This is a genomic window from Bartonella sp. AP40SXNS (assembly GCF_042195825.1).
Classification (GTDB): domain Bacteria; phylum Pseudomonadota; class Alphaproteobacteria; order Rhizobiales; family Rhizobiaceae; genus Bartonella.
On record NZ_JBHIPB010000002.1, the window covers coordinates 211,582 to 229,704 of the forward strand.

The window sequence follows — 18,123 nt, forward strand, 5'->3', positions numbered from 1 at the left end:
ATTTGTTTGGTTGTATTGCTTTGCCATAGGCTCTCTTTAAATGTTTGATTTTTTTAAAAAAAAGAAAGGGCAACACCGTAAGCCATTTCATAGTCCTGCTCTCATTGAATTAGACGCACGATTAGACACAGCGCTTTATCACATTCGTTCTGCTAACAGTTTTTTCTGGAAAAAGGCAAAAATCGTCTCACAAAATTTTCATCTTCAAGGATGGAAACGTTTTATTGTTGAAGTTCTCGATGAAATACTAACATTAGGGTTGATGGGATTTACTCTTTTCACCATTTTGGGCATTTCTGTTTTTGAACTTACCAAAACAGATTGGTCTTCTCCTAAAAACTTTTCCATTCTTTTTCTCGATCTCTATGGAAATCCAATTGGACACCGTGGTGCAATGCCGGCTATTTCTGTCCCTGTTGAAGAAATGCCTGACACTGTTATTAAAGCCGTTCTTGCCACAGAAGACCGTCGTTTTTTTGATCATTGGGGCGTTGACTTTCAAGGACTTACACGGGCAATTTCACAAAATATTCAAGCTAAAGGGGTGGTGCAAGGTGGTTCAACTCTCACACAACAATTGGCTAAAAATTTATTCTTAACAAACGAGAGAACCATAACACGTAAAATCAAAGAAGCTTATCTTGCTCTTTGGCTAGAAGCAAATTTTAGCAAAAAGCAGATTTTGCAACTTTATCTTGACCGAGCCTATATGGGAGGAAACAATTTTGGTATTGCAGCCGCTGCAAAATTTTATTTTGGAAAAGATATCCGTCATGTATCTTTGAGTGAATCTGCTATGTTAGCAGGACTCTTTAAAGCTCCAACAAAATATGCCCCTCATAGTCATCTCTTTGCTGCTCAAACACGTGCCAATGTCGTCCTTTCTAATCTTGTTAATAGTGGCTTTATGACGAAAAGCCAGATTATCAATGCGCATCGCCACCCTGCTAGGCCCCTTCCCCAAATAGACAATAATCAGCCTGATTATTTTCTTGATTGGGCATTCGAGGAAGTCAAAAAAATGCGCAATCAACTTCCAAGCCATAGTTTAATTATTCAAACGACCCTTGATCCGAATATTCAAAAAGCAGCAGAAGAATCAATTGCCTATCATTTACATCAATATGGTCAACAATATCGTGTAACACAAGCAGCCACCGTTATACTCGATAATAACGGTGCGGTATGTGCAATTGTTGGAGGACTAGATTACAAAAAGAGCCAATTTAACAGAGCAACACAGGGCGGTCGACAACCTGGTTCTTCATTCAAACCTTATGTTTATGCAGCCGCAATGGAACATGGATTATCACCCTCAACAATCGTTCTAGATGCTCCCATCAATTGGGGAGGTTGGACACCCAAAAATAATTCTGGTCGTTATCTGGGAAAAATTGACTTAGCAACAGCTTTAGCCTTTTCCATTAATACAGTCCCTGTTTATCTCACCTACCAATATCTTAACCGCGATACCCAACCTATCATAGATCTCATTAAAAATATGGGGATTAACGCGCATATTTTATCACACAAAACGATGGTTCTTGGCACTTCCAACATGACCCCCATGGATCAAGCTACAGGCTTTAATGTCTTTGCCAATGGAGGAATAGCGGGTAATCGTCATGGGTTTACGCAAATCAAAACAATTGATGGTCGTGTTGTGTGGGATTTCGAACATAACGGAAAAAAACTACACCGAGTTCTGAGTGAACAATCAGCAGCTTATATGAATCAAATGATGGTGGGTGTCACAACACGAGGATCTGGTAAGCGTGCTGCGTTGCCCATGACTCTTGTCGCTGGGAAAACTGGAACATCACAATCTTATCGTGATGCTTGGTTTGTTGGCTTTACGGGAAATTATACGGGAGCGGTATGGATGGGAAATGATAATTTTTCACCGATGAATCATGCTTTTGGGGGTGGCGTTCCTGCCATGATATGGCATCGTATCATGCTTGCTGCGCATCAAAATATTATGCTCAAACAGCTCTATGGTGTTAAAGATTCTCTCCTTCCTTATCAGCCTCCAGTACTTTCTTCCCGTGTAGATTCTGAAGTTCCTTCTCCAATACCCTCTACGCTTTCTCCTGAAACATTAAATATCGTGCGATTGATTAACAAAGATCTGAAAAAAAACTCTGCAATCTCTTTGAAGATGAAAACAACTGGAGATTCAACATTTTGAATTCAAGATATTCACTGATGTTTTTTAATATCACCATTTTCTTTTTTATCTTCGCTTTTTCCATTTTATGTGGAACACTGAGTGCCGATTATGTGCTCAATTCCTTTCATCATTTTGGACGCTTTAGAATTGGAAAATGGAGCGCTTATCCACAAGTAGGAACCGCCAATATGGATCCTTATACCCGCGCTCGCACCGCCAAACGAGGCATTGTTTCACTCGGACGAACTGAAGGTATTCAATTCCAGATTTGGCAAGATAACCAAGGGCGTCCACTTCATCATCACTGTCATTATTTGCTCAAAGGCACCATCCCTGAAACCCGTCTTTTTACCCTTTATACAGCTGACAAATCCCTTAAACCCTATACTTCATCCAAAGAAATACCTTTTGAACTTCACACTAACAATATTATCTATGAGCATGACGGCTCATTGCGCATCAATATTTCACCCACACCGCAAACCGGTAATTGGCTTGCAACAATTAGTCAAAAAGAATTCGGGCTTATTCTTACTTTATACGATACTCCAATCATCTCAGCAACGGCATTACAAAAGCTCACAATGCCCTCTATAGAACAAATTCCATCAGGACAAATAAATTGTGATTAGATTTATTTATACCGCACTTCTTGCAATCATTGGCGCTATTATCGTTCATATTTGCGTTCTCTTTCTGATCCCCTATTGGGCACAAGATAATATATGGACAGCACTAAAAAAATCTGGAACCTCTTATCAATTTGTCGATTTTACGCCCAATAATCCTATTCAGCAATCTACTGATCCACTCTTTCTTCTTAAAGTCTGCAGATTTAATCTTGAAAATGGACCTGTTCATTTAAAAGCTTTGAAAACACAACAATTTTGGTCACTAGCAGCCTACACACACGACGGAATTATTTTCTATAGCCTTAATGACCGAACAGCCCCTGATGCGACACTTGATCTTATCATTGGAAAACCAATACAAATCATAGAACTCAAAAAATCAAAACCTAAAAAAAATGCCAATTCAGTTTTGGTTGCTAAAAATTTGAATGAAGGGTTTGTTATTTTACGTATTTTTGTCCCTTCTTCCCTTGCAAAAAAAGAAAGTGAAGCTTTTCTTTCATCTGCGACCTGTCGCATATTTTATGAATAAAAACGGACTAACCTCTCATTTGTACAATACCTTACTTTCTGTACAAAATACATGAAGCCTATCAAAATGGTTATCTTTTTTCTCTATTAATCAAATATTCGAATTCAGATTTATCTGATTGTAGATCCCTAAATTTTTTATTGAGGTAGAATGAAATCTCTATTGCACATAATCATATCCTATTTGAGACGCATTATCTGACAGAAAAAACTCCCCGCCATTAGAAGAGAAAAATCAAGAGTAAAGTTCTAAAAATATATGCTGCTAACAACCGTAGAACTTGTTATTTGAGTTTACTTCTTTTTATTTACAAAAATTCCCATAAAATTCGCATCAATGACATGATAAATTATAGAAGAAATATTGTTTACCTTCAATGAAGTGCTAAAATAACCGCTGGAAACTTATAAGACATTACGCATCCTTGACCTCAAAAATAAGTGCTTTATTTTTGGTTTATGAGCAGAAGCTTTTTGTACGATAGGCACTCTGAAAAAACTTGGCTTATAGTTTACAATTGAGGGGAAAAACTTCATGAAGAAGAGATATGTTCGGTTCGTTTCAAGAGCAGCAGTATGGTCCCCTCGATTTGGTGGTTTAGCCTTCTTTATTTTATTATTTTCGGTCATTTTACAACGTTTTTCCGTACTTAACGTAAGCGACTTCATAATCTTGATAGGTATCTCTACTGGCTGTGTAATTATTTCTCTTTTTCTGGCTATTAAAGCACTTCATAGTTTGTGGGTCTATGGTGCTCTAGGGGGAATGAAAGCTTTAAAAGGGATCATTTATTCATTAATAACTGCGACACCATTGATGCTCTTTTTTGGACTTTGGTTTACCTTACCAGCTCTTTACGATATTTCTACCGATACACAAAGACCACCGGCTTTTTTTCGCACAATACGTCCCAGCGATGCTTTACCGCTCAAAAGTGTTTTGACTGAACAAGCAACATTACAGATCTCACAATGGCCAGAAATGTCAGGGCGCCGTTATGATGGATCACCTGACCGTATTCGCGAATCTGTTCTCAATGTTTTAGAAGCCTATGATTGGCCTGTTGTAGCTCAAAAAAAGTTTAAAGGTGAAGAAGATGCGCTTTATATTGAAACAATGGCCAAAACTTTTTACCTTGGCTTTATTTCAGATATTGTTATTCGTTTAACGAATGAAGGGGATACAACTTTTGTTGATATGCGTTCTGCTTCTCGTTATTTGCCAAGAGATTTGGGAACCAATGCTGCTTTTATTATCGATTTTATGGATGCGCTTGATACAGAAATCTCGTCACTTCCTCTTTCTCAAGATGATGAGTAGAAACTAGAAGTATAGTAAGTTATATTAGTAAATCAGCTTATTTTTCAATAAATTATGATATATAAGGAAATAATCACTTTTCAAAAACTATAAACTAAAAATTCTTATACAAAAGATAATATTCTTAAACCTAACCATTCTTGAAATAATGAAAAAGATTAAAAAAATAGGAAATAAAAAAACAGAAATATTGATAATAATATTAAAGTCTCTGTCTAAATGTAATCAGTAAATATTTTTTAAAGTTTAATATTATAAATTATTATAAAAATCATTTTTCATATAAATAACGTATACAAATAAAAACTGTTATAGAAAGTAATATAGTAAATATAATGAAAAAAAATGTAGAAGATAATAATTCTGAAATAATACGAATAATATCAATCATAAAAAATCCAAATTAAAAACATATAAAAACAATAAACATTAATATATATTATTTCATATAAAAATTAATAATTTAAAATAATATAAAAAACGAATTTATTATTAATTAATGATTTAATTTTAATATTTTTTTCATTACATACCTTAGATACATAATACAATTTAAATAAATATAATTAAACAAAAAATGCAAAAAATAATTCATAAAATATATTAAAAATATAGATAACAAATAAAATTTCCAAATTAATCTATAATTATAAATTAATAATGAATAATCATTGTTCATAGAAATAACGTATATAAATAAAAAATGTCATAGAAAATAATATAAAGAACAAAAATATTCTTAACAAAATTTTTTTCCAAATTTCTTTTTTACTATAACCTTTAGATTTATAATATGAAAACAATGTATAGAAAAATATAAATAAAGCACCTATAGAAAATAATAATTCTACAATAATACTAATAAGCTCATTCATAAAAAAAATCCAAAATAAATATATAATTTTGTAAAATTATGCACCTAAACCTTCCAGTCAAGTTTGTAGACACATAATTATGCCTACAAGCTTGTTCATTTTAGAAATATCTGCTAATTTTTATATTAGCGATAACATTCATAGGCTGTATATCCCAAACCTGTACCAAATCCTACTGCAGAGCCAACTCTTCCTCCTAACATTAGACCTTACACAGCGCCTATTGGTCCTCCAACTGTCCCCCCCATAACTCCACCAATTACCACTCCCATATTCTATCCCCTACGTCCCATTGAAAATCCTGCTGAGAGATAATCTCCAACAGTACACCCAGGTCGTGATTCACTGCTTGAAAAATTCATTGATGAAATATTTGACCACGTATTAGAAACATAAGACCAACCATTAGAAAAAATAGAACTAAATGAACCAAACATATAAATCCCCCTTTATATTTTGTAAAAAAACATATCAGAACGATACAATTAAGATGGTTAGCATGCAGTTTAGCACGGCTATTAGCACTCTATCAAGCTACTTAGGGGCTTATTTAGCCAATCGGCTTACGCTAGAATTTGGACGACGCGTTTACACCCATCTTTTAAGGCTCTCCTGCCTGTTTTACGCCATTAGCAAATGGGAGAACTGTTTTCACGTATTGGAAAGATTAATACAATTCGTGTTTTTTAAGAAAAAACTCTGTAAAAAAATAAACTTATAGCTACATAAATTTATAGATACGCAAACAATCTATAACAAAAAATAGAATTTTCGTATAGAATGTTGCTTTTTCTATCTCTTTTTAACTAAGTCAGCTCATTTTCTGAAATGTAAAAAGTCTACATAGATATAAAACAAATACTAAAAATAAATCTTATTTAACCTGATAAAAAACATATCATATATAATAATATTTTAATTTAAAATAATTTATCTATTTTACGAATGATTTTATATATAGAGAGATATAGATAGAAATTTAGAATGCTATAAATAATAAACTTAACTCAAATAAATCTAATTTTATATTCTTTTCAACTTCTTAATATAAGTATATAAGAAAAAATTTTTAAATTATACACAATAAGAAAGTCAAAAACATAATATATATAATTAAAAATAATATAAACTTATTTATATGAAAGTTATTTTTTATAATAAGTTAAATATAGATACTAATATCTAATATATTTAAAAGAAAAATAAATAAAAAAATCCTAAAAAGAACAAAAAGAACAAACCAAATGTCTTAAGCGATTCCTTTATACTATTTTTCCAACTGTCACCACTGTATCTATAAATTAATGCAAATAAAAATATAAAAATAAATATTGAATACAACACATCAAAAACATTACTCATTATCAAAAACATTACTCATTAATAGTGAAATAATATTATCACCAATATACATAATAAACATCCGAAATAAAATATCTATTATCACACACAAAAATATCCCTGAAATCAGTTTAGCCATAGCTTTAAAGTATGTTTACAATATCACTGATCTCAGAAATATCTTACTAGCTATTTTCTAAATAAATTAGAAACAGCCTCCCTCCATTTTACGGATGGCATTGATTGTACTTATCTTTTAAACCGTTAACAGCTCCCATTACTCCGCCTGCGGCTGCTCCTTCCGGACACCACTTAATAAACCAATTAATGCTCCTGTGCCTCCCTTTATGACCGCTGATTCAACATAATCGCCTACTTCACAACTTGGATTCGGATGGCATTGATTGTATTTATCTACCATGGCGTCACCAGATCTTCTAGTCCACCTACTACTGCTCCACTCACAAAGCCAGCACCTGCACCTCCTAGTTTAGCAATAGAACCTCCGACTGCACACCAGCAACACCTCCTACTAATGCTCCTACGATGCCGCCTGCGCTTGCTGCTTGGGAATGAGCGCCTGCGCTACAATCATCTTCTTCTGGAAAAAGCCAACTTTTTGGATGTGAGTTACTAATTGAATTATGTGATGAGCATGCTATTTAGCAAAAAATAAACTATAATTTGTAAAAATATATAAATTATAATAAATAATAAAATACTGATAACAACTTTATTTTATATTATTTTAAAATTCCCATATATTCAATTAATAAATTTGCAGCATAATATAATATAAAAAACCTAATTGTTGTTAATATTGTCCTTTTTATACTCCAGTTCTTACCTTTAAATCTATTGTAAAAAAACATGCAAAGTCCAAATCCAATTGCTGTCATTAAGGAGCTAGTAAAAGTATGCATAACAAAAAATCCAGACTGAAATTTCATCTACTTTATGAATGATTTAAGAGAGAGAGCAATAGAGTATAATTCAAATAATAAACTTAACTTAATTAAATATAATTTTATATATAAACAATCTTTATAAAATTCCCATATATTTAACTAATAAAATTCCAAAATAATATAATATAAAAAACATAATTGTTGATAATATTTTCCTTTTTATACTCCAGTTCTTACCTTTAGATCTATTGTAAAAAAAAATTGAAAATCCATATATAAACGTTACCAATAAGGCGCCAGTAAAAGTATTCATAACAAAAAAATCCAAATTAAATATCTATTGTCTTAAACAAAAATATCCCTGAAATCAATTACCATAGCTTTAAAGTGTGTTTACGGTATTACTGATCTCAGAAATATCTTTATCATTATTTTCTAAATAAATTAGAAACAGTGTTCTTCCACTTTATGGATAGCATTGATCGTACTTATCTATCAAACCGTTAGCAGTTCCTCCTAATCCGCCTCCTACTGCTCTAGGTAGACCAGCTACTGCACCAGCCCCTCCTCCTAATACGGCTCCCACGAGACCGTCTGTGCCTACTGTTGAGCATAAGAGCCTGCGCTACAATCATCTTCTTCTGGAAAAGCCAACTGTTTGGATGTGAGTTACTACTTTAATCATTTGATAAGCATGCTATTTAGCAAAAAATCAAATATAATTTGTAAAAATATATAACTCATAATAAATAATAAAATAATGATAATAACATAATTCTATATTATTTTAAAATTCCTATATATTTAACTAATAAAATTCCAAAATAATATAATATAAAAAACGTAATTGTTGATAATATTTTCCTTTTTATACTCCAGTTCTTACCTTTAGATCTATTGTAAAAAAATTGAAAATCCATATATAAACGTTACCAATAAGGCGCCAGTAAAATTATTCATAACAAAAAAATCCAAAATAAAATATCTATTGTCTTAAACAAAAATATTCCTGAAATCAGTTTAGCCATAGCTTTAAAGTATGTTTATAATATCACTGATCTCAGAAATATCTTTATTGTTATTTTCTAAATAAATTAGAAACAGTGTTCTTCCACTTTACGGATGGCATTCATTGTACTTATCTATTAAACCTGTAGCAGCTCCTAATAATCCGCCTCCTACTACTCTAGGTAGACCAGCTACTGCACCCAGCCCCCCCTCCTAATAAGGCTCCCACGAGACCGCCTGTGCCTACTGTTTGAGCATAAGAGCCTGCGCTACAACCATCTTATTCTGGAAAAAGCCAACTTTTGGGATGTGAGTTACTACTTTAATCATCTGATGATGCATGCTATTTAGCAAAAAAATCAAATATAATTTGTAAAATGTATAAATTATGATAAATAATAAAATGCTGATAATAACGTAATTCTATATTATTTTAAAATTCCCGTATATTCAATTAATAAATTTGCAGCATAATATAGTATAAAAAACCTAATTGTTGATAATATTTCCATTTTTATACTCCAGTTCTTACCTTTAAATCTATTATAAGAAAACATTAAAAATCCATATATAAACGTTGCCAATAAGGAGCCAGTAAAAGTATGCATAACAAAAAATCCAGACTGAAATTTCATCTACTTTATGAATGATTTAAGAGAGAGCAATAGATTATAATTCAAATAATTATAATTTTATATATAAATAATTTTTATAAAATTCCCATATATTTAACTAATAGATTTCCAGAATAATATAATATAAAAAACATAATTGTTGATAATATTGTCCTTTTTATACTCCAGTTCTCACCTTTAAATCTATTGTAAGAGAACATTAAAAATCCACATATAAACGTTGCCAATAAGGAGCCAGTAAAAGTATTCATAACAAAAAAATCCAAAATAAAATATCTATTATTACACACAAAAATATCCCTGAAATCAGTTTAGCCATAGCTTTAAAGTATGTTTACAATATCACTGATCTCAGAAATATCTTACTAGCTATTTTCTAAATAAATTAGAAACAATGTCCCTCCACTTTACGGATGACATTGATTGTACTTATCTATCAAACCGCTAACAGCTCCCATTACTCCGCCTGCTACTGCTGTTTCCGGACCACCTAATAAACCAATTAATGCTCCTACGCCTCCCTTTATGGCTGCTGATTCGACATAATCGCTTACTTCACAACTTGGATTCGGATGGCATTCATTGTACTTATCTATAAAACCGTCAGCCGCTCCTCCTAATCCGCCTATTGCTGCTCCTTCCGGACCAAATAATGCACCAGATGCTAGTCCTATGCCTCCGTGTATGGCAGCTGCTTCAACATAATCGCTTGTTTCACAACTTGGTGCCGTATAGCATGCATTGTATTTATCTACCACAGCGTCACCAGCTCCTGCTAGTCCACCTCCTATTGCTCCATTGACAAAGCCAGAACCAACACCTCCCGGTCCAGAAAAAAGACCTCCAACTGCACCAGCAATACCTCCTATTAATTCTCCTACGATGCCACCTGCACCTGCTGCTTGGGAATGAGCACCTGCGCTACAATCATCTTCTTCTGGAAAAAGCCAACTTTTTGGATGTGAACTACTATTTGAATCATGCGATGAGCTTGAACTACCCTTTTTATTATCCATTATATATATATTTAAAATACTGTATCGTAATGATGCAGTGAGAAATTATCTACTGCTTACTTTATAATAAGTAAATATAATTTGTATAAATAACAATAAAAATACTGTATAAATAATAAATACATTATGTTTATATTATATTCATACAAAATGTATATTTTGTTTAGTAATAATACTATTTACAATACTGTTAAAATATGCGGCATCCATCACTCTTTCTCTTAAACAAAATCATAAATTCAAATGAGTCATTCACAAGAAAAACCTGTAGCCTTCTCTTGGTTTACAAGAACAACAAAGAAATATATTTATTATGTCATCGAACTCAGTTGCGTTGCTGTTGTTTTGCGTTTGTTGGGCTTGGTAAATCCTTTTATTTTTCAAGCGATTATCGACCGTATTCTCCCTTTTCAGCGTATTGAAAGTCTCTATGCTATCGTTGTCTTGATGGTTGCTATCATGCTGTTTAGCACAGCTCTTAGCACTCTTTCAGGTTACTTAGGTGCCTATTTAGCCAATCGGCTTACGCTAGAATTTGGACGGCGCATTTACACCCATCTTTTAAGTCTCTCCTTGCCCACTTTACGCCGTTGGCAAGTGGGAGAATTGTTTTCACGTATTGGAGAGGTTGATACAATTCGCGGTTTTTTAACAGGAACCATCGCCACAACTGTGCTAAATGTTCTGTTTGCCATTATTTATATTGTTGCACTCTTTTCCATTAGTCCGAAACTTACCTTCATTGTCCTTATCATTTTACCTTTACAAATGGGGTCTTTAGCGTTGGTCGGTCCCTTCTTGCGCCGCCAATTACGCCGTGCTTTCACTCTGCAAGCTGTCCATAAATCGCGCCTTATTGAAAGTTTTACCAATCTTGAAGCCATTAAAGCACACGTAAAAGAATCTGCTCATACGGTACGCATGCAAGAAACTTTAGCTCGTAGTTTAGATCAAAGCCTTACAACCAGTAAATTGCATCTTCTCAATGGAGCCATGAGCCATATTTTTGGTGATCTTTTCACTATTTTTATTATCTTATTGCCTTTCTTAAGCCTTGCATCCCTATGGGAAGAATGGCAGCATTTGAAAATCTCTCGTCTTCGTTTGGGCGATATTCTTAACTCCCCTCCAGAATGGGAAGAAGAAAAACCGCCTCTTCAACTCAGTGCTCCTCCTCATCTTGAAGCCAACGATCTCTGTTTTTCTTATGGAGATAAGTCCATTATCAATCATCTTGATATCTGTTTACAACCTGGGCAACCAATTATGTTACTTGGTCCTTCAGGGTGCGGAAAAACAACCTTGGCGAAGCTCCTTTGTGGACTCTATCCCCCAACAAGCGGAAAGATATTGATTAACGCCCAACCTTTACAGAATTTTGATGTCCGTAGCGTGCGTGAAACAATCGCGTACTTTCCTCAAAATCCTTGCCTTTTTTCCGGAACCATTCTTGAGAATATGCTTCTTGCAAAACCAGATGCCACTAAAGATGAAATCGACGCTGCACTATATATTAGTGCTTGCCATGATTTGATCACTCAATTACCTCTAGGACTCCATACTCAAGTAGGAGAGCAAGGTGGTTTTTTATCAGGTGGTCAGCGCCAACGCTTGGCTTTGGCTTGTTTTTTTCTGATAAACCCAAGCCTTCTTATTTTGGATGAACCTACTTCCGCATTGGATGACGCTGTCAGTGCACAAATTGTTGAGCATTTATATAAACTTTCGCAAGATCGTATTGTTCTTGTTATTACCCACAAAAGTGACCTCTTTCCTCAACATGCAACCGTCTTAAACTTTACTGATTTGGAGGCAAAAAATGGCAGATAAAGCTCCTTATTTGCGCCTTTTGTCACCAACGCTTCATATGGTGGTTGCTGTTTTGATTGCTTTATTTCTCTTTATTGTGATCGGCAGCTTTATCGCAAAAACAGAGATTGTTGCACGGGGGCAAGGAAGTGTTATTCCCACCGCTTACGTTCAGCTTGTCCAAGCGCAAAATACAGGACGCATTGAAAAAATCCTTGTAAAAGAAGGGCAATTTGTTCATCAAGGCGATCTCCTTATTCAATTAGATCCCCGTGAAGCCCTCAATGAGTGCGCACGTGTTCAAGCAGATATCGCGCAACAAACTCTTCAAGCACAAATCGCAACAGCTATTTTAACAGCTTTGCATGAAAGTGATCCTTTGGATAAAGATTTTGTGACCAAAGGGCTTGCCTATCTGCCAGCTCCTCCTTCTGGCAACACGACTGCAAGAATAGAAGGTGAAAAACTCATTAGCGCTACCCTTCAATCTCTCCAAGATAAATTAAGAGCGCTAAAAGCACAAGCGGACCGCGTCGAGCGCAGCGGTGCAACACAACATGCGCAATTAGATAGGTTGGAAGATGATCGTCAATTAAGCCAAGGAAAATTAAAAGCTGCAAAAAGCCTGATGGAAACAAAAGTCATTAGCCAAGCCGTTTATTTAGAGCGTTTACATGATTTTAAAAATGTCGAGCATGAAATTTTAACCAATCAAAGACGTTTGGAAGAAAATGCCGCCGAAATAAACACCCTCCGCCAACAACGGAAAAGTCTCATTTCCGATGAAATCGCCCGCTATCGCCAACTTTCGCGTGAAACAGAACTGAATCTTCAAGGATTAAAAGCAAAACTTGATAGCACTCAATACCATCTTGACCACTTATCACTCTATGCGCCTGTTGATGGACGTATCGATGATTTAAGTATCCATACTTTGGGCGGCTTTGTAGAAGCTGGTAAAACGCTTATGCGTATTGTCCCTGATGCAGGTGGTCTCATTGTTGAAGCGTTTTTTGATAATCGAGATATTGGTTTTTTAGAAAAGGGTCAACGTGCTTACATCAAGTTTTCTGCCTTTCCACCTGAACGTTTCGGTGTTATCCACGGTACAGTCGTTAATGTAGGCGCTACAGCGCGCTATAATAAAGAAATTAATGGTGTCTATGCTGTTTTAATCAAAATTGACCAAGATCACATCACTTTGAATAACAAACAATTTAAATTTATCCCTGGCATGACTGTAACAACGGATGTCATTACCTCAAAACGGCGTCTCATTTCTTATTTCTTTGAACCTATCACCAAAATTTTAGAACAATCTCTAAAGGAAAGATAATGTCTGTAAATGAAAATCCATCACCATCATTCATAGATCCTCTTACGGCTTTGGGTGCCATGGTTGTTTTAATGCTTACATCTCCCTTATACCGCCGCTGGCGAATTTGGGATATAGACCGAAACTTAGGTCCAGCTTTACAGACTGGGCAATACAAGCTCTATAAAAATGAACGTGGAGAATTTTGCGCCTTTATCACTTGGGCTTTTTTAGATGAGAAAAATCATCAATCTATGCTTGAAAAGGGAGAATTTTTACCCGATGCCAATTGGCAAAATGGAAAATACGTATGGTTTATTGATTGTGTAGCACCTTATGGCCATACTGCTCATATTGTACGTGATATGCAACGAAATATATTTCCTGATCAGCGTTATTGTTATGCTGTACGACGTAATGAAGATGGTGGAATACGAAAAATTGCACGCTGGTGTTGCTATAGAGCGCAAAATCCAGCCAAATAGTTTTTCTAAAGCAAGTGCGCATAAACCATTTAAGCCCCACTCTTATAAAGAAAAATCCCTAAAATAACTATTTTGACTATAGTTATAGTAAGAGCCACTCCGCTACAGACGCGTATTTCCCCTCTGACCAATCCGATATGAATGGCTAAAGATAATTAAGAGGTTTAATCCACTCTCAACTCTATGATTTCTCAAGTTTATGGTTGATTCATTTCACCAAAGACTGGCTGGGGTACCTGGATTCGAACCAGGGAATGCCGGTACCAAAAACCGGTGCCTTACCGCTTGGCTATACCCCAAAAAAACACGCTTTATAGCGACTCCTGCACCTTATAGCGATTCCTGTGATTGGACGCAATATCTGAAAATCAAAGACCTTACTTTTTTATCATAAAATTTCTGAGTCTTGTATGGCATTGCCATCGATACAAATTCGTAGCAGAAACTGATATACAATTGTGATTTTAACATAAGTAGCAACCATTTATCCACCAATTATTTTGCTCTTTGTATTGATGTCTTAGGAACAGAACATGAAAATCTTTCAGTTTACTCATGTATCTAATAAATTTGCATATGATTTAATTTTCTTGATATATTAAAATCTCATCTTGCTCAATTTAAGAAAAAAGCTGTCACCACATTGGTAACCGGTAAGTGTATGATAGTGCTGCTGTGCTCTTGCATTAAGCATAAAGATGGTAATGTCCACTAATTTTTACATTATATTATTCATGGGTAGCACCATAAAATAAAATCAAGCACATTGAAAAATATTTCCTAAAAAATAACACTTAATATTCTGTTGAAAACATTATGATACACCAATAAACTGGAAGAGTTTTGCAAAAATTAAAAACATTTTATATGGTATTTGAAAAAATAGATATACAAAAACAAGGAATAATAGCTATTTCCATTTACTTTTTATTCAAAAGATAATGATATTCATTACCCGCTCATAGATATAAAAAATCTTCAGAAGCAATCTTTATGTAGACCAATACCCTTTTTGATTGATGAATATACATTTCCTAAAAGCTTCTTTTACAAAAAGAGAGACATTAAAACTATTTCATACAAACTAGGTATTCAACATTTGCTTTTAAATTCGGTAAATGGCAAATTAGGCTTATGAAATAAGCTTAACAATTAGAATCGAGGAGATTTTTAAATGGCTTTTGAATTGCCCCCGTTGCCTTATGATTACGATGCCCTTTCGCCTTATATGTCACGCGAAACACTTGAATATCATCATGATAAGCATCACCTTGCTTATCTTACCAACACCAATAATTTTGTGAAAGAGTTAGGCTTAGAAAATGAAAGCCTTGAAGATATTGTTAAAAAAAGTTTTGGAAAAAATATTGGTTTGTTTAATAATGCAGCGCAGTATTACAATCATAACCACTTTTGGCTTTGGATGAAAAAAAATGGTGGTGGCCAAAAACTTCCTGAAAAGTTAGCAAAAGCTATTGACGCTGATCTAGGTGGTTATGACAAATTCCGCGCTGATTTTATTGCTGCTGCTAGTGCCCAATTTGGTTCTGGATGGACGTGGGTTGCTGTTAAAGATGGCAAGCTTGAAATTATGAAAACCCCTAATGGTGAAAATCCCTTAGTGCACAATGCTCGCCCTATTTTGGGTGTCGATGTGTGGGAACATTCCTATTACATTGATTATCGCAATGCTCGACCGAAGTACCTCGAATCCTTTGTAGACCATTTAATTAATTGGGACTATGTTTTAGAACTTTATGAAGAATGTGAATTTTAAACTATCTAGATAACTTTTTAGTGTATGAAAGTCTCTATAATCCAATAAATTATCGGAGACTTTCATACAGAAGTATTATGGATTAGCAAAAGTCTTTTCCTGCTATCTTTAGAATATATGCATAGATATAGGCAACTTCTTCTAGCTTTGAAAAACGTCCAGCTGCACCAGCGTGCCCTGAATCCATATTAATACGTAATAAAACTGCATTATCGTCTGTTTTTAGGTCTCGTAATTTTGCCACCCATTTTGCAGGCTCCCAGTAAGTTACACGAGGATCTGTTAATCCTGCCATCACAAGTATAGGGGGATAGTTTTGAGCTTTGACATTATCGTAAGGGGAATAGGAAGCAATAAGCTTATAATCTTCTTCTGATTCAAGAGGGTTCCCCCATTCGCCCCATTCTGGAGGTGTGAGTGGCAATGAAGCATCTAACATTGTCGCTAAGACATCAACAAAAGGCACATTCGCTACGATCCCAGCAAAATCCTGGGGAGCTATATTGGCAATGGCTCCCATCAACATCCCCCCTGCTGAACCACCATGGGCAATCAGCCGGTCGTGAGAAGTGAATTTATTGTTTACAAGGTAACGCCCACAAGCAATAAAATCTGTAAATGTATTGTGCTTAAAGAGATGTTTTCCTTTCTCATACCACTCTACTCCCTTTTCTTTTCCTCCGCGAATATGAGCAATAGCGTAAATAAAACCTCTGTTTACTAGAGAAAGTACATTACTATTGAAACTGGCAGGAATAGAAATCCCATAAGCACCATAACCGTAAAGCAGACAAGGCGCACCACCATCAAGGGGAGTGTTTTTGTGGTAAAAAAGTGAAATAGGAATCTTCTCACCATCGTCTGCTATTGCTATAATCCGTCGTGTTACATATGCATCTTTATTATGCCCAGAGGGAATTATTTGCGTTTTTAAAAGCATTCGTTTACAACTTTTCATCTCATAATCAAACACTTGATCAGGTGTTGTCATAGACGAATAGGAAAAACGAATAGTTGGACTGTTATATTCTGCAACTCCTTGCAGACCTAAAGAATAAGCCTCTTCAGTAAAAGCGATGGAATTAACTTGTTTAGTGGTACGTTCCATTACTTTTATACGTGGAAGCCCCTCAAAACGTTCGATCCAGACAAGAAAATCTTGATAAGCATCATGGGATAATATTAGGCACCCAAGCTGATGTGGGACAAACTCAGACCAATTTTCTGATTGTGGAGATGTATATGGCGCTACCATAATTTTGAAATCTTTTGCATTATCTAAATTGGTTAGAATATAAAAGACATCACCACCCTCTGTAAGTGAATATTCAATACCTTGTTGTCGTTTCCGTACACATTGGGGAACAGTAAAAGGTGCCTCAGCAGGAATTAACCAGATCTCGGATGTTTCATGATCATGAATATTAATATAAATAACATCATTAAGCTTAGAACCGCTTACATCTAAGAAAAAACCTGGATTGTCTTCACGAAAAATAAGCTTATCTTGTGATTGATCTGTGTTTAATTGGTGATAATAGAGCTCTGAAGGTCGGTGGTTTTTATCCATCTTAGTATAGAAAAAACCTTCAGACCTAGCATCCCATACAATTTGACCAGATGTATCAGTAATTGTGTCCGTACAGTCAGACAATGTCTCAAAATTACGAATTTTAGCTGTATAGAATTCTGATCCTTTGTCATCATAGGTCCATACCACATGTGTATGGTCAGGAGATTCTTGAACTGAACCAAATTTAAAATATTCTTTGCCTTCTGCCAAGACATCACCATTAAGGTACACGTTTTTTTCTCCGCCATTCCTTGGTGTCCGAAAATAATGTGGTTGTTGGCCTCCGGTAACATAAGAGAATCCGTAAGCAAAAGGACCATGTTTTATAGGAACAGAACTATCATTCTCTTGTATCCTGTTTTTCATTTCTGTAAAAAGCAAATCTCGTAATGATTTTGTATCAGCCATTTGAGCTGATTGATAAGCATTTTCTTTTTCAAGATGCTGTCGAATATTGGGGTCAAGACAGTTAGGATCTTTAAAAACATCTTGCCAGTTAGACGCACGTAGCCAATGATAGGGATCATCACGAAAAATACCATGATATATTTCCTTATGAGTGATTCTAGATGCTTTGGGAGGAATTGCAAAAGTGCGAGTCATACACAATCCTATATTAAAATATGTTAATAGCTTCGTTTATATGTTAGAATCACAATGATTGATGAAAGTGTAAAAATCTATAAGTTCTATTCACTTGCAAAAATAGCACCATGATAATTTT

11 protein-coding genes and 1 tRNA gene are annotated in these 18,123 nt (G+C 34.7%); 8 read left to right on the plus strand and 4 right to left on the minus strand.

Going from position 1 to position 18,123, the window contains the following annotated elements; genetic code table 11:
• Positions 1 to 40 precede the first annotated feature (40 nt).
• The 4 genes from ACFILZ_RS02135 to ACFILZ_RS02150 all read left to right on the plus strand — a co-directional run bounded on the left by ACFILZ_RS02135 (position 41) and on the right by ACFILZ_RS02150 (position 4,657).
• On the plus strand, positions 41 to 2,191 hold the full coding sequence (locus ACFILZ_RS02135; RefSeq protein WP_375610106.1) for a transglycosylase domain-containing protein: 2,151 nt from the start codon (positions 41 to 43) through the stop codon (positions 2,189 to 2,191).
• A gap of 17 nt (positions 2,192 to 2,208) precedes the next feature.
• On the plus strand, positions 2,209 to 2,805 hold the full coding sequence (locus tag ACFILZ_RS02140; RefSeq protein WP_375610105.1) for a DUF1214 domain-containing protein: 597 nt from the start codon (positions 2,209 to 2,211) through the stop codon (positions 2,803 to 2,805).
• Complete coding sequence (locus ACFILZ_RS02145; RefSeq protein WP_375610104.1) at positions 2,798 to 3,337, plus strand: hypothetical protein; 540 nt, start codon at positions 2,798 to 2,800, stop codon at positions 3,335 to 3,337. The genes ACFILZ_RS02140 and ACFILZ_RS02145 overlap by 8 nt, the downstream gene beginning before the upstream one ends.
• 534 nt (positions 3,338 to 3,871) lie before the next feature.
• A complete protein-coding gene (locus ACFILZ_RS02150; protein WP_375610103.1) occupies positions 3,872 to 4,657 on the plus strand; it encodes a DUF1499 domain-containing protein in 786 nt (261 codons plus the stop codon).
• A 1,150-nt stretch (positions 4,658 to 5,807) separates the two neighbouring features.
• On the opposite strand, the gene ACFILZ_RS02155 is transcribed toward ACFILZ_RS02150, so the two are convergent.
• Together ACFILZ_RS02155 and ACFILZ_RS02160 are read right to left on the minus strand one after the other, a co-directional pair.
• Complete coding sequence (locus tag ACFILZ_RS02155; RefSeq protein WP_375607786.1) at positions 5,808 to 5,969, minus strand: hypothetical protein; 162 nt, start codon at positions 5,967 to 5,969, stop codon at positions 5,808 to 5,810.
• A gap of 3,862 nt (positions 5,970 to 9,831) precedes the next feature.
• Complete coding sequence (locus tag ACFILZ_RS02160; protein ID WP_375610102.1) at positions 9,832 to 10,440, minus strand: hypothetical protein; 609 nt, start codon at positions 10,438 to 10,440, stop codon at positions 9,832 to 9,834.
• A 243-nt stretch (positions 10,441 to 10,683) separates the two neighbouring features.
• Here ACFILZ_RS02160 and ACFILZ_RS02165 point away from each other — a divergent pair, with 243 nt between their 5' ends.
• The 3 genes from ACFILZ_RS02165 to ACFILZ_RS02175 are packed head-to-tail and all read left to right on the plus strand — an operon-like array spanning position 10,684 to position 14,049.
• Positions 10,684 to 12,270 carry a peptidase domain-containing ABC transporter gene (locus ACFILZ_RS02165; protein WP_375610101.1) on the plus strand — a complete coding sequence of 529 codons (1,587 nt, stop codon included), beginning with the start codon at positions 10,684 to 10,686 and terminating at the stop codon, positions 12,268 to 12,270.
• Positions 12,260 to 13,585, plus strand: coding sequence for an HlyD family type I secretion periplasmic adaptor subunit (locus ACFILZ_RS02170; RefSeq protein ID WP_375610100.1), 1,326 nt, complete (start codon positions 12,260 to 12,262; stop codon positions 13,583 to 13,585). The genes ACFILZ_RS02165 and ACFILZ_RS02170 overlap by 11 nt, the downstream gene beginning before the upstream one ends.
• Entirely contained in the window at positions 13,585 to 14,049 is a 465-nt protein-coding gene (locus ACFILZ_RS02175) for a toxin-activating lysine-acyltransferase (protein ID WP_375610099.1), read from the plus strand. Before ACFILZ_RS02170 ends, ACFILZ_RS02175 begins: the two co-directional genes overlap by 1 nt.
• Positions 14,050 to 14,273: 224 nt before the next feature.
• Here the strand turns inward: ACFILZ_RS02175 and ACFILZ_RS02180 are convergent.
• A tRNA-Gln gene (locus tag ACFILZ_RS02180) sits at positions 14,274 to 14,348 on the minus strand.
• Between the two features lie 875 nt (positions 14,349 to 15,223).
• On the opposite strand from ACFILZ_RS02180, the gene ACFILZ_RS02185 reads away from it, so the two are divergent.
• On the plus strand, positions 15,224 to 15,826 hold the full coding sequence (locus ACFILZ_RS02185) for a superoxide dismutase (protein ID WP_375606385.1): 603 nt from the start codon (positions 15,224 to 15,226) through the stop codon (positions 15,824 to 15,826).
• Positions 15,827 to 15,908: 82 nt separating this feature from the next.
• Here ACFILZ_RS02185 and ACFILZ_RS02190 read toward each other — a convergent pair whose 3' ends face one another.
• On the minus strand, positions 15,909 to 18,002 hold the full coding sequence (locus ACFILZ_RS02190; protein ID WP_375610098.1) for a S9 family peptidase: 2,094 nt from the start codon (positions 18,000 to 18,002) through the stop codon (positions 15,909 to 15,911).
• Positions 18,003 to 18,123 lie beyond the last annotated feature (121 nt).